10 protein-coding genes and 2 pseudogenes are annotated in these 12,864 nt (G+C 50.5%); 4 read left to right on the forward strand and 8 right to left on the reverse strand.

The genetic code is table 11. The annotated features are described in order from the left end of the window. Positions 1–66: 66 nt before the first annotated feature. The 3 genes and pseudogenes from J2Y83_RS18570 to J2Y83_RS18580 form a co-directional block, all read left to right on the forward strand. Positions 67–465, forward strand: coding sequence for a hypothetical protein (locus tag J2Y83_RS18570; RefSeq protein WP_253397382.1), 399 nt, complete (start codon positions 67–69; stop codon positions 463–465). A 48-nt stretch (positions 466–513) separates the two neighbouring features. Beyond that, positions 514–1,308: pseudogene (locus J2Y83_RS18575) on the forward strand (tyrosine-type recombinase/integrase); the annotation flags it as partial. Between the two features lie 7 nt (positions 1,309–1,315). Beyond that, a pseudogene (locus J2Y83_RS18580) lies at positions 1,316–2,226 on the forward strand (site-specific integrase); the annotation flags it as partial. A gap of 346 nt (positions 2,227–2,572) precedes the next feature. On the opposite strand, the gene J2Y83_RS18585 reads toward J2Y83_RS18580, so the two are convergent. Continuing rightward, entirely contained in the window at positions 2,573–4,711 is a 2,139-nt protein-coding gene (locus J2Y83_RS18585; RefSeq protein ID WP_253397383.1) for a methyl-accepting chemotaxis protein, read from the reverse strand. 137 nt (positions 4,712–4,848) lie between these two features. On the opposite strand from J2Y83_RS18585, the gene J2Y83_RS29620 reads away from it, so the two are divergent. Beyond that, positions 4,849–4,977, forward strand: a complete 129-nt coding sequence (locus tag J2Y83_RS29620; RefSeq protein ID WP_301295027.1) for a hypothetical protein — start codon at positions 4,849–4,851, stop codon at positions 4,975–4,977. Positions 4,978–4,997: 20 nt separating this feature from the next. Here the strand turns inward: J2Y83_RS29620 and J2Y83_RS18590 are convergent, their stop codons facing one another. From J2Y83_RS18590 to J2Y83_RS18620, 7 genes are all read right to left on the reverse strand, one after another. Next, on the reverse strand, positions 4,998–5,249 hold the full coding sequence (locus tag J2Y83_RS18590) for a Sec-independent protein translocase subunit TatA (protein WP_101270298.1): 252 nt from the start codon (positions 5,247–5,249) through the stop codon (positions 4,998–5,000). A gap of 149 nt (positions 5,250–5,398) precedes the next feature. Continuing rightward, positions 5,399–6,328, reverse strand: coding sequence for a catechol 1,2-dioxygenase (gene catA / locus J2Y83_RS18595; protein ID WP_101270295.1), 930 nt, complete (start codon positions 6,326–6,328; stop codon positions 5,399–5,401). 191 nt (positions 6,329–6,519) lie between these two features. Further along, positions 6,520–7,851 carry a hypothetical protein gene (locus J2Y83_RS18600; protein ID WP_373423768.1) on the reverse strand — a complete coding sequence of 444 codons (1,332 nt, stop codon included), beginning with the start codon at positions 7,849–7,851 and terminating at the stop codon, positions 6,520–6,522. Between the two features lie 240 nt (positions 7,852–8,091). Next, positions 8,092–8,826 (reverse strand): hypothetical protein, encoded by a 735-nt coding sequence (locus tag J2Y83_RS18605; RefSeq protein WP_101270290.1) that lies wholly within the window; start codon positions 8,824–8,826, stop codon positions 8,092–8,094. 29 nt (positions 8,827–8,855) lie between these two features. Further along, positions 8,856–9,227, reverse strand: coding sequence for a c-type cytochrome (locus tag J2Y83_RS18610; RefSeq protein WP_101270288.1), 372 nt, complete (start codon positions 9,225–9,227; stop codon positions 8,856–8,858). Positions 9,228–9,237: 10 nt separating this feature from the next. Continuing rightward, complete coding sequence (locus tag J2Y83_RS18615; RefSeq protein ID WP_253397384.1) at positions 9,238–10,698, reverse strand: flavin monoamine oxidase family protein; 1,461 nt, start codon at positions 10,696–10,698, stop codon at positions 9,238–9,240. 581 nt (positions 10,699–11,279) lie between these two features. Then, a complete protein-coding gene (locus J2Y83_RS18620; RefSeq protein WP_253397385.1) occupies positions 11,280–12,290 on the reverse strand; it encodes an AraC family transcriptional regulator in 1,011 nt (336 codons plus the stop codon). Positions 12,291–12,864: the final 574 nt, after the last annotated feature.

Genomic DNA, 12,864 nt, shown 5'->3' on the forward strand with positions numbered 1-12,864 from the left:
CCTTTACTGGGTCAGTTTTCGGTCAGCGGCAACATATCAGGTTGTTGGCCAAGGAAGCTGGAAATATTGAGCGCTTGGCATACTCCAGATGGCAAAGGCCTAAACAACGCTGAGTTTTATGCTGCTGCAAGTCCTGCCGTAGTCCTGTCTATGATCGCTACGATTGATGTGCTTCGAAATGACGCGGAATCTCGATGCGAGTGGGCAAATGAGGCTAGCGCCGAAATTGACCGGTTTCAAAGCATAGAGGATGAGCGCGACCAGCTCAAGGCCGAGAACGAGGCGCTGCGTAAGGATGCAGATCGTTATCAGTGGCTGCGAAGCCGTGAAAGCGCAGAAGATCCTGAGATCAGCGTAACCCGATGGAATCAGATTTCCCCAGATCGCGCTATGGGCGAAGCCCCTCGCCTTGAAGTCCTGGATGTAGCCATTGACGCCGCTATGGCCAAAGGTGATCAGCCATGACCACCCACCGAATCCAGGACAACACCGGCCGCTGGCACCCTGTCAGCAAAGGATCAGGCGTCGATACACATTTCAGCGACCTATATGGAACAGCTCGACCCGTTCATTGGCGACATGCCGCTGACTCACATAGATGACGACGCGCTTGCCCCATACGTGCGATCGAAGCTTCACCCGGCGACGGGAAAGCCGGTCACGAATAGGACTGTGAACATCGCGCTACAGAGGGTTATACGGGTTTTGAACCTCTGCGCGCGCAAGTGGCGAGATGAAGAACGCCGACCATTGCTCGACGTGGTACCGATGATTTCCCTGCTGGATGAGAAGACAAACAGCCGGAAGCCCTACCCGCTTTCGTGGGAAGAGCAGTCGATCCTGTTTGCCGAGCTGCCGGCGCACCTTCAGACCATGGCGATGTTCAAGGTCAATACGGGGTGCGGGGAGCAGGAGGTTTGCAAACTTCAGTGGAATTGGGAGATTGCCGCAGCTGAGCTGGGAACGAGTGTGTTCCTGATACCGGCTGGATTTGGAGGTAGGAGCGCGAGGGCTGGAGTGAAGAACCGGGACGAGCGCCTGGTCGTAATGAATGACGTTGCCAAGTCAGTGATCGAGAAGCAGCGCGGGAAGCATCCGCTCTACGTGTTCCCGTTTGGCAAGCCAGATGGCGAGGGGAATGAGACGACGGTTCACCGCATAAATGACTCGGCCTGGAAGAAGGCGCGGGTTCGGGCGGCAAAGAAGTGGCAGGAGAAGTTCTTGCGGCCGGCACATGATGGCTTTGCCAGAATCCGCATCCACGACTTGAAGCACACCTTTGGGAGAAGGTTGCCTGCTGCTGGCGTGCGTAATGGCTAGCGGCGCTACTCGTCAGGCCATCAGTCTTTTTTCGGATATCGTTCAGATGCTTGGATGGGCTCAGAAACGCCAGCCATGGCGAACACTGCTGATTGACGGAAACCCAGCAGACTTGGTCGAAATCAACAAGCTTGTACCCAGTGACTACCAGGAGGAGCGAACTCGGATCCTCTCCTCTATTGAACTTCAAGAATTATACCAACGCTTTCAAAAAATGACTGCGGACTATGCAGCACTACCTGCCGGCGAAAAGTACGATGGGATTCGCCCACTTAAGCCAGAGTCCCAACTTGCGCTTTGGATCTGTTTGGGAACGTTATGCCGGATTGGTGAACTGCTTCAGGCCGAATGGAAAAACGTTGATTTGGAAAATGGTGTCTGGTTTATTCCCGTGGCAAACGTCAAAGGTAGCCGGGGAAAAAAGCAGGACCACCACGTTTTCCTATCTGCGTTTGCGATCCACTATTTCAGCAAGCTTCGGCTGCTCACAGGACATTCTCAATGGTGGTTCCCCGCAAAGCATCATGACGGGCATGTTGATCTCAAGGTCATCAGCAAACGGTTAGGGACCGACAATCACGCTTTAAGAATCGCAAGCCGCTAGCACGTCGCCGACATGATGACACCTTGGTGCTGTCCGGTGGTTTGAATGGCGAATGGACCCCTCATGACTTGAGACGAACAGGGGCAACCATGATGCAAGCCTCGGGGATAAGCCTTGATGTAATAGATCGATGCCAGAACCACGTGCTGGCAGGTTCCCGGGTCCGTCGGCACTACTTACACCATGATTATGCTGTAGAGAAAAAAGCTGCTTGGAACCTGTTGGGCGAGAAGCTAATCGACATCTTGATCGACCAGGATGACTTGGAGGGATTTGAACACACAAATGAGGAGACACTTTGAGTGCGGGCCGCGAAACGAGACTCGTACCTAGCATCCGACTTATTGAAATCTAGAGGTTTCTTTTGCTGACGTAGCAAGAAAAGACTTAATTCTGGATTTGTTTTTGGAGAGTATCAAGGGCGAAGAACGCGTGATTCCGGGCTATGCCATTTTCTTCGCCCCATTGCCAGCCGGACGGAAAGGGGGCATCGGCGAAGGATGATGTCCACCCCAGGCCGAGCATCTCTCAATTGACAATGTCGCGGCCCGATGGGAGTCCTGCCACCTCAGCCATTTCGCAGCTTAGTAACATGAGCTGTTGCCTAGTTACCGTCCCACTCGTCACGCGCCGCTATACCGCCGCGTGTTATACGCGGAACTGATCCATCAGCTTCATCTGTTGATTGGCCCGTGCGTTGAGCTGACTGCTGATCTGCGCCGACTCGGCGGCCTGTTCAGTCAGGGTCTCGGTCACACTGCGGATGGTCGAAACGTTGCGATTGACCTCTTCGGCTACCGCACTTTGCTCCTCCGCCGCGCTTGCAATCTGCAGGTTCATGTCGCTGATCACCGTTACCGCGTCGCTGATCTTGCCAAGCGCCTGCACGGCCTGATGGATCTGCCCGGCGTTGTCCTGGGCGAGCGTCTGGCTGGAATGCATGGTCGCCACCACGCCCCGCGTGCCGGTTTGGATGCGTTCGATGACCATGCGTATTTCCTCGACGGAATCCTGGGTGCGCTTGGCCAAGTTGCGTACTTCATCGGCCACTACCGCAAAACCCCGGCCACTTTCCCCGGCGCGCGCCGCTTCGATCGCGGCGTTGAGTGCCAGCAGGTTCGTTTGCTCGGCAATACTGCGGATCACTTCCAGCACCGAACCGATCTGCTCGCTGTTGACCGCCAGGGCTTCGACTTCCGTCACGGCCTTACTGACCTCGCGGGCCAACGCATTGATGTCCTGGGTGCTGCGCTCAATGAGGGTGATGCCTTCCCTGGACGCCTGGTCGGCACCGCGCGCTGCCTGGGCAGCACTCGAGGCGCTGTGGGCGACTTCATGCGCAGTCGCGCTCATTTCGTTGGACGCAGTTGCCAGTTGATCGATCTCGCGAAATTGCACCTGCATCCCTTCACTGGTCAGCCGCGCGATTTCCGAAGACTGGTCGGCGGTACCGCGCGCATCGGTAATGCTCTGCTTGATCTGCGCGACGGTGGGCTGCAGTTTGTCGAGAAAACGGTTGAACCAGTTCACGAGCTCGCCCAGTTCATCTTTCTTGCGGTAGTGCAGGCGTTGGGTCAGATCGCCGTCGCCGCTGGCAATCGCCTTGAGCATCTGCGCGACACTGTTGATCGGGCGCGTCACCCCGGAAGCGGTGAACCCGATGAGCAGCAGGCCCAACAGGCCTGCGCCTATGGCCACGAGCAGCGACTTCAGGGTGTCGCGGGTTTGGGTCTGATCAAGCAAGGTCTGAAGCGCTACCGAGTCGGCCAGCAATACTTGTTTGGGCAAATCAATGACCACCCCCCAAGCTGGCGCATCGGGGATTGGGGAGACGGGGTAGACGGCGCGGATCAAATCATTCTGTGCCAGCACCAGCGGTTTTTTTTGCGTCAATGCTGCGAGTATCGCCTTGCCGTCCTCGCCCATAGTGATGCTGACAGGTTTGCCGACCTGACCTGCGTCCTTGCTGTAGGCCGCAAGTACACCACTGTCGGATACAATCAGCATGCTTCCAGAGCCTTCGAACAGGGTACGCTGAGCATCGCTTGCGGCCGCTTGTAGGGCGCCGAGTGCGAGGTCTACGCCCAGGGTGCCGATCACCTTGCCATCGGCAATCAACGGCATAGAGAGCGTAGTCATCACTTGGGCTTGCCCGTCCAGGGTGACGGCGTAAGGCGCCGTCAGGCACGTGCGCCGCGTGTCTCGCGGGCAGGTGTACCAACTGTTGTTTGCGGTGCCGCTAATGCTCAGCTCGGTATTCTGCAGATCGATTTCTGTAATCATCAAGTTCATCGATTGGCCGCCACCCCGATTCCAGGCGCTGCTAAAGCGTCCGCTTTCGTTGGAGGCGCGCGCTGCGTCGTTAACGAACTCGCTGTCTTTACCCTCCAGCGCATTCGGTTCGTACACCAGCCAGAACCCAAGAATCTGCGGATTGTGCTCGAATGTTATCTTGACGCTATGGTTCAGTTCCTCACGCAATGTAGCGGCCGGCAACCCACGCTGGCTGGCCATGTTACGCAAGTTGTTCACCTGGTCGGCCAGAGCAGAGATGAGCAGCAAGCTGTTACCGAAGACATGCTCCAAGTTTCTAGCCTGTTCGGCGGCCTTGGCCTGCAGCAGACTCTCACCGCTGTCGGTCAGCATCTTACTACTCGAGGCACTGATCAATCGGTTGTTCTGGTCGCCTTGATAGAGGTTCATGTAGACGATCAAGCCGATCACCCCCATGAGGCACAAGCCGGACAGCAGGATGATTTTCAAGCGGATGGAGAGTGCGTCGATCATCGGAGTATCTCGTGAGTGAACAGCGGCCAGTTGACCATCAGGTGGCCTGGGCCACTGACTTCTTATAGGTGATGTCATTACATCGGCCGGTCTCGCGATTTAACGAGACCGACTTGGTAATTTTGAACTGTTGACTCATGACTGCCGCTGGTCTTTACACCGTCACTTCGCATGGTTTGGTGGTTCTGGCCAGCGGCTCGACTGTGGTGCTGGCGATGTTCGCCTACAATATTCTGCAGATCGCCGTAGGTGTGCTTGGTGAATAGCCTAGATTCAATACAGGAATCTAGGGCCGAACATCGCTACGAAAATGTTCCCCAACCTTTTGAGACTTGACGTCGATGGTGTGAGACTGCTCGAGCGTAGCGTTTTGAGAGGCCGTCGAACATTCGTTACTCTCGTCGTCAGTCATTGATTTGCGAAAACCCTTTATGGCTTCGCCAATGTCTCCGCCCAAACCTTTTATCTTCTTTGTCCCAAAAATCAAAATCACTACAGCTAGGATTACTAGCCAGTGTTTCCAATCAAAAACTCCCATGGGTAAAGCCTCTCTCGGTAAAAATCTTGAAGAAGCGAAATTCGCTTTTTTGCGCCTAGGTCACGAAGCCATTTGGTGGCAAGAACAACGGAATAGGAAGCAATGCATATATCGTTGAGAGACGCATCGCCTCCCTGCATTCAAAGACTTCACCCCTCGAGCGCGCGAACTCGCTCGTGACGTTGCTGTTCTTTAGGTTGGTCGGATAATTGAAGCGTAAAGTCGAAATCGATCTCAGCGAAGCGGCCAGTAATGCCATACGCTGCAGCGCGCTCAGGATCATCGGTAAAAATGATCTTCGCGATCAGTTCATCACGGGTGGCGTAGGCGAAATCGTCATGCAGATACCGATCGCCATCCAAATTGATTTGCGTGGTCAGATGGCGATGATCGGGCGCCGAGATGAAAAAGTGCACGTGCGCCGGGCGCTGGCCATGACGACCCAACTGGTCCAGCAATTGCTGCGTAGGGCCATCTGGGGGGCAGCCATAGCCCGAAGGAACGATACTACGAAAACGGTAACGGCCGTTGGCATCGGTAACGATGCGGCGACGAAGGTTGAACTCCGATTGAGTAGTATCAAAGTAAGAATATGTGCCGAGGGTATTAGCGTGCCAAACGTCAACTACCGCACCTGCCAATGGTTCGCCGGAGGTATTTCTAACTTGGCCTTGCATGAATAGCACAACACCTAGATCGGTACCGTCGTCTAATCGTGCCTCAAAATCCGAGAGCGGCGCACCTGCGACGTAGAGCGGACCTTCAATGGTCCGAGGAGTGCCGCCGGACTTACCCGCCAGCTTATCTTCAGCATCCATGAGGAGGTCCAGGTAATGCTCAACACCGAGTCCTGCAACCAAAAGACCGGCCTCTTGACGAACGCCAAGAACGTTGAGGTAGTTAACCGCTCTCCAAAACTCCTCAGGAGTTACCGAAAGGTCTTCGATAATTTTCACGGAGTCGCACAGAATTCGGTGAATCAGAGTTTTGACTCGTGGGTTGCCGGCACTGTTGGTGAGGCCGCTAGCGTCCTCAAGAAATTTCTGAGCATTGCTGGTATGTGAAATCATAACGGCCATTTTTTATCCTCCTCTTGTAACTCTTAAAACAGAAAAAGTAAGAAAGTCGGACTTAGAGGTCACCTTCAAGAATCGACGAGGTTTGCTGGTATAGCCGTACAACCTCAATAGCCTTGAGGGTCCCTAAGAAGAATATATAAGCAGCGCATAGGCACATCCCTCAAAGGGACGGGCCTTGCGCCTTAAAAAACTTAAAAATGCGTGAGAAAAAGAACCTGACTATAAATATTACGTCGATCAGTACCGATTTGAGAACCACCTTCTAAATCAGAAGCATCAGGCTTATAAATACCCAACAAAGGCACCACTGTAAGTTCTTTAGTTGCCTGCCAACTTGCATATATATCCACCTCATTTCCGCCAAGGTTAGAAAATGTTCCAGCCCTCTTACTTAATGTATCGAAATTATATAGAAGCACACCCAGCGAGAGCGACTCAACGGGGGTGAATGAAAGAGCAACCTGATGAATTCTTGTATTAGAGTTAAATGGGCCTGCGTAATTCGAAGCCACTTCGCCCTGAAACCAAGTTCCAAGCCCGCGAATATTTCCAAAGAAGAAAGGATCGTAACCTTCAGAGAATCGGCTGTAACGATAATTTACAGAAGGTGTACCATATACATCCGAGAACTTCCAACCTGCCTCAAGATACCACGCACTTTCATTGCCAGCAGGGCGGTCCTGCCATGCATATTCGCCAGAAAGAAAAAGATCTGGGTGGCCTAAGCTACCTTGGCCTCTAACGGTATAGGTCTTAGTTCCGTTTCGACGAATTAAATCAAACTTATCATCGGTATTCAATACATCCATATATGTGAAACCGACAGTTCCTTTTTCACCCACGTTTTCTAACGTGGCGACGAAGGACTCTGCTTTGGCTTGGGCAGGGTTATCTGACTTCAACCACATCAAATCACTGCGCAAACCTTCACGCCCGCCGATCCGAAGGACTGCGGTCTGGTCAAACGCCTTACGTGGAGTGATGTAATACGCACCACCACGATTCAGAGTTCCGTTAGAGATCCCTTTGCCAAGGTTCAGCGCGTCACCGCCAATAAGAAATCCATCGCCCACAACAATATTTTGCCGACCAAACGATAAATCAATTCCGTCAAGCCCAAGCGCGGGAAAGTAATTTCCCGATTTCCAGCCAAGATATGCGTCTTCGACTTTGGTAGTCCGCTCTGTGCCATCAGTCCATCCGGCAGCATCTCCTTGGCCGAACGTCGCACTACTAACCCAGTTTAAAGCACCATACACTTTTTGCTTCTGTTCGCCCGCAGAAACCCAACCGGATAATCCGTACTTAAAATATGCCTCTTGCCAATCAGTCCCCCCTTTCTTCAAAGTTCCAGACTGAGCATAATTTTGTTGGCTATGATAAATTCCAATACCGCCATCAAGATCGGCATTTAACCCGTAGCTTTCGTCCGAATATAATTCCAACGCGCCTACGCCGCTAGAGCACAGGGAAAAAGCCATAAAAGAGAAACTAACTGACACGGTTCGAAGAGACGTATTCATAACTACCCTCAACATATTAGGCTTTTTATTTTTAAGCAAATCGAAGATTCGATTCACTCCTCAATAAATCATTTCAAGCTACCCAGGAAATCGAAAAAAACGGCGTAAACAAGTGGAATCGTCCCCACTACTGTTTACGTAGTTATAAATCTTCTTAACTTGATCACTAACGTAAATTGCAACGAGGTTCCACATGAGAGAAAGGATGCTGCAAGTGGCAGCATCCTATTGCGAAACTAGCTATTGCTGCCCTGAAGATTGGGCAACAGTTGATTTGCCTTTCCAAGCCAATACGCCGAGCCAAAAGAACCAGATAGGGGTTGCGTACAGAACACCCTGGAGACCCAAGCCGGCAATTTCACCGGCATCTAGTATTTTCGCAGCACTCGATAACAACCCAAAACAGCCGTTCAAAAAAGTTACAGTAGCGAAGCCTTTACGGTGCGGCCAAATGACCAACGCTAGACCTACGTACCAGACCCCGGAAAGGAAGAACTCTAAACGCCCCCACATGCCGTCCTGAACAAACATGGTGATTACACGAAAAAGCTCCGTGTAAATTTGAGCAGCGGAAGGATCCGATGCGGTAGCTGTTGCAATCGTAAGCACAGGCCACGCTACAGACAGAATCGATGCACCAATAGCACCTACCAATGCGAAAAATATGCCTGCAACTGTTGCCAGCGATACCAGAAACGGATTTTCCTGCTTAAAGTTCATCCATAGATAAATAGCAGCAGGAATGCTAAATAGGTAAAAACCAAACGTATCGCTCAGCATCATCCATTTGAGGTTGGCAGCGCCTGCGACACCAACTTGCAACTGCGCGGCAACATCACCAGCGGCCTCATATTCGAAACTACCGGCTTGGATTGCCAAGTATGTTGTCAACATACAGAAACAAATAGCTAACCAACTGGTCACTGAGACCAGCCTATTTCTACTGAGAACAAGCTGTTTGTCTAAACTATTCACAATGGGTGCTCCAATCTATATTTATAAGGTTAAGTGGACTTTATTTTGCAGATAACGGCCGCTCTGTCTTCGGGGTTTTTAAGGCCGCTAAAAGGCATACGCGTTTGAGGCACTACATCTTGGGGAGCGGCCAAGAACGCATCAAGCTTCTCGATCGTAAACACTACATCCGAGGCCTTCATCGCTGGCGAATAAATAAACCCCTCGAGCGAGCCCGCTTTTCGGCCAATAACGCCATGTAGGTTCGGGCCCAGCATCGAGTTATTACCCTCTGCAAGAGAATGACAAGCTGCACACTTCCCCCACGCTTTTTCTGCGGTCTCTGGCGAACAGTTAGCAGTATCCGCTTCTGCCAAATTCGAAACCAACATAAAAGTCAGAACCAGTGTTGTTTTTTTCATCTGAAGCCCCTCACCCCAACTGCTTCAGTACAATTCTTGACGCCCGCAATCCTGTTTCAATCGCACCGTCGATAAACCCCCGCCATCCATTGGCTATGTCGGAGCCAGCAAAAACCACGCGGCCCTCGTCTTTGCGCATATCCTCGCCATACTTGCTCCACATCCCCGGCTTGTAATCGCACCAGGTCCCCTTCGAATACGGGTCGGAATTCCAGTCGTAGGCGAAACTTTCCATAATTTCGGCTCCCGGTAACAAACGAGTAAATGCTTCACGAACATTATCGTCGTCGTTTACATCGAAGCCGGGCACTGAATATCCCATAGCTACAAACTTGGTATGATGGTCAGAAATATAATCGGTATATACCAAGTTGATAGGATATCCGGAGGATGCCATACCTTGATAGCTACCTTTGTTGCCCTTAACCTTAACCTTCAATTCAAAACCAGAACCCACGTGCCGTTCTTTACTTGCAGCTACTTTTCCTGGAGATAGAGCAGGCAACCACTCAATATCGTTCCAGCAGTTCATAGGCAACGCGACGATGCAAGACTTAGCGAAATAGGTTTTGCCGTTTTCCGCAGTTACTTTTACTCCGCGCGAAGACTGCTCCACCTTTTGCACTGGCGTATTCAATTTTACTTCAGCACGACTGTCACGAAACAACAATTCAATAAGCGAAGACGTACCGGTACTAATTTTATATTGAGTACACGCCCGTAACAGACGATCCATATCGTTGCCTGCGCGCGCATACCAATGAATCTGATCCAAGTACCCAGCCTGCTCGATAGGGCCGTTCACAGCAGTAGTGAAATAAGATTCGAGAATTGCTCGGGTTTCATCAGAAACATTGATCTGTTTCATTCGCTGAGCAATAGAAATATTATCGGTCTTTAAGGAGTCCGGATTGAAATTTGGGTCATAGGGGCGAGGAAACAGATCAATCACATCCTTACTAAACACTTGCATGCCTAGGTTTAACAGCTCAAAGGCCTTAGCAGGATCAAAGGGTTCGAGCTTACCATTTACCACAACACCGTAAGCAGTTGGACTTGCACCTGGCGTTTCAAGCAGCTGCAAACCATAACGTTGCATTTCCGCCCAAACATGCGGCTGGATCCAGTGGATCCATTGACCACCAACGTCTGCACGCTCGCCAAAGACCTCTGTAGTGAAAGTGCGGCCACCTGTTCGGTTGCGCGCTTCTAATACTAAGCATTTCTTGCCTCGAGTTCCCAACTCTCTTGCTGCTGTAGCCCCCGCCATACCGCCGCCGATAATAATAGTGTCGTAGCCCCCGTCAGCCGAAGTTTTTTCCGGAACATCGGGCGCAGGCTTTATCGAACTTGCCATCGCAGAATTCAGCACAGAAGCGGCAAGCACTGTGGTGGCGCCTGCGGCAATCCCTTTTAGGGTTTGGCGACGGTTGTAAGTAGCCTTTAATAAGTCATTATCGTTGTCAGTCATTTAAGTCTCGCCATTACTTTATTGGTTTAATTCCCAGGCAGTCGGACAAACAACCCATCAACTAGAGTTATATGCTTTTCGACAGCAGTTAGCACGCAAGAGATACAAATCCCAGCACCACCTAAAACCCACAGATTTAACTAATGCAAATTTATTAGACGTTAAAACCCCTATGACGTCTATCCTATTTATACTTCATTCTCATCCAAAAAATCGGCCGATTTTGACAACTCAACACCGCACTATAGAGATATGTCAGCGCTATTTTGATTTCGACTTGTAAATTCATGCTTAAACCGGCAATAGCTTTAGAGAAATCCCCCCCCACAGTTAAGCGCGGTAGCTCGCTAAGTCGCTACCTGCCACAGTTAGAAATGGATCTGTATGACTGAAACTATACTCTAAAGCCCTTCTACAAACTCAACCCCTTTGGCTATAGCACTAGAACTCTCGTGACTTCTAGCCAAAGGTCACTCAGTCACCACATCGAGTTCTTATCCGACGTCGCTAATAGCGAAATGCAAGCTTCGGACACTGACACCAGCCCCCAAGGATCTCTTGCATAGAAAAGCCGTCCCATATCAGAGAAACCTTTCCCTATTCATTTCACCGCGATGCAATGTCGAACTCGGTGTTTCATTGAATAGTTTACGATACTCAATCGCGAATCTTCCCAAGTGATTGAAGCCCCAGTCAGTGGCAAGTAGTGACAAACTTTTAACCGGACCACCCTCTAAAATCTCTCTACGAACGGCAGTAAGCCTGTATTTTTTTAGATACGCCATAGGCGGCATACCGAAGTACTTTTTGAAACCATCAAAAACCTTGAACCTTGATACGCCCGAAGCTCGCTCTATATCCTCCAGACAAATATTTTCACGAGCATTATTGTGAATATAATCTCGCGCCTTTATAAGATAATAAGGGAGCTGACACTGAAGATGCTCATTTATAAGGTCGCTATAGTTATTGCGCTGAGACAAAATTAAACCTTTGATCAGAGCAGCCTCAATATCTCGAGAAAATATAGCATGCTCAAACACACCACCGCCGCGCTCAAACTCTTCTGCGAAGTTTCGCACTAAGCGCCACCACGAAGCTGTAGCACCGTTAATTGCATCAATAACAGGTTCAAATCGAAGAGGAACGTCTAGGGTACGATGAAGCATTTCCTCAAGTGTCTGCCGCATAGACATCCGAGGAATTACAATAGAGAGTTTTCTACAGTTACCAGCCATCCACAACTCTTGTGTTTCGTGCGGAGAAACAATTAAACCGCTACCTGTATAAGAGTTAAACAACTTACCATTTTTCATTAGCTTTTGCTCTCCCATCAACGGGAGACTGAGGCTGTAACTATTTAAACAATCAGATTCTTCAATTTTTACAGTGACGTCAGCGCCATACTCCATAAAACCTAGCGCAGTGGAAAAACTGTTAAAAACCTTGGCACTATGACGAAACCGGATATCCTGAGGTTTGGTTGCCCGGAGCGAATGCGGCCCGCAAATTCGCTCCATCCATGCTTGCGCCCCGGAAAAATCAAATTGATCAACACGAATATTACCAACGACGTGACTATTCGTTTGCATGATAAGGCACTCACGGCTATTTTTTCACGCTCTAATCGGCGTGACTCAGCGCTATCCAAGCAAGTGTTGTGCCGACGAACCGCTCAACCTCAGGAAAAAAAATATCGGGATATCAATATGAAAATTTACGGATAACCCCACTCAAAAAAATCAGTTCCTGGGCCGATTCAGATCAATAAATTATTCGATAGCACCAAAACAGTGCTCATTTTTTTAGCGACTAGACCTGCGTCGTTACCATCATTCCCGATTGCCCAGACTAGGTAACAGATGCCTCGTAGCTCAGTGTGACGTTACAGCGGCTCCGACAGCTCTTGATCACCTGGCGTCATCCGGAAACGGTCCAAATGCAGCCCGAAAAACTGGCTCAGGATAGCGGTTTCGAAGACGTATGCCACCGAGCCACCCCCTCATTAAAGCCAACCAATTTGGATAGTATCAGCGGAATAATCGGACAACTTCGCCTATATAGCTCGTAATTTCCACCTGAAGCATTATTGCGAGCACCATTCATGATCAAAACAAACGAATTTGCCCTGCATCCTACCGGAGAAAATTGCCCTGAATAACGGGT

This window comes from Pseudomonas marginalis (assembly GCF_024169655.1).
GTDB lineage: Bacteria > Pseudomonadota > Gammaproteobacteria > Pseudomonadales > Pseudomonadaceae > Aquipseudomonas > Aquipseudomonas paraveronii.

Coding starts and splice junctions, on each gene's coding strand:
- J2Y83_RS18585 (WP_253397383.1), bottom strand. CDS start 4,711: ATGATCGACGCACTCTCCATCCGCTTGAAAATCATCCTGCTGTCCGGC.
- J2Y83_RS29620 (WP_301295027.1), top strand. CDS start 4,849: ATGACTGCCGCTGGTCTTTACACCGTCACTTCGCATGGTTTGGTGGTT.
- J2Y83_RS18590 (WP_101270298.1), bottom strand. CDS start 5,249: ATGGGAGTTTTTGATTGGAAACACTGGCTAGTAATCCTAGCTGTAGTG.
- catA (WP_101270295.1), bottom strand. CDS start 6,328: ATGGCCGTTATGATTTCACATACCAGCAATGCTCAGAAATTTCTTGAG.
- J2Y83_RS18600 (WP_373423768.1), bottom strand. CDS start 7,851: ATGAATACGTCTCTTCGAACCGTGTCAGTTAGTTTCTCTTTTATGGCT.
- J2Y83_RS18610 (WP_101270288.1), bottom strand. CDS start 9,227: ATGAAAAAAACAACACTGGTTCTGACTTTTATGTTGGTTTCGAATTTG.
- J2Y83_RS18615 (WP_253397384.1), bottom strand. CDS start 10,698: ATGACTGACAACGATAATGACTTATTAAAGGCTACTTACAACCGTCGC.
- J2Y83_RS18620 (WP_253397385.1), bottom strand. CDS start 12,290: ATGCAAACGAATAGTCACGTCGTTGGTAATATTCGTGTTGATCAATTT.